At 64.6% G+C, this 628-nt stretch carries 1 protein-coding gene; it reads left to right on the forward strand.

Translation table 11 applies throughout. The features are described 5' to 3' along the window. The coding region (locus KWI83_RS37840; protein ID WP_218518895.1) for an adenosylhomocysteinase at nucleotides 1-628 on the forward strand (628 nt) is incomplete at both ends.

Consider the following 628-nt stretch of genomic DNA (forward strand, 5'->3'; position numbering starts at 1 on the left):
GAGGAGACCACGACCGGCGTCCACCGCCTGTACGAGATGCAGCGCGAAGGCACCCTCCTGTTCCCGGCGATCAACGTCAACGACGCGGTCACCAAGTCGAAGTTCGACAACAAGTACGGCTGCCGCCACTCCCTGATCGACGGCATCAACCGCGCCACCGACACCCTGATCGGCGGCAAGACCGCGGTCGTCTGCGGCTACGGCGACGTGGGCAAGGGCTGCGCGGAGTCCCTGCGCGGACAGGGCGCCCGCGTGATCGTCACCGAGATCGACCCGATCTGCGCCCTTCAGGCGGCCATGGACGGCTACCAGGTCACGACCCTCGACGAGGTCGTCGACAAGGCCGACATCTTCATCACCACGACCGGCAACAAGGACATCATCATGGCCTCGGACATGGCCAAGATGAAGCACCAGGCGATCGTGGGCAACATCGGCCACTTCGACAACGAGATCGACATGGCCGGCCTCGCCAAGGTCCCCGGCATCGTCAAGGACGAGATCAAGCCGCAGGTCCACACCTGGACCTTCCCGGACGGCAAGAAGATCATCGTGCTGTCCGAGGGCCGCCTGCTGAACCTGGGCAACGCCACCGGTCACCCGTCGTTCGTGATGTCCAACTCCTTCG

This window comes from Streptomyces sp. TRM70350 (assembly GCF_019219825.1).
Classification (GTDB): domain Bacteria; phylum Actinomycetota; class Actinomycetes; order Streptomycetales; family Streptomycetaceae; genus Streptomyces.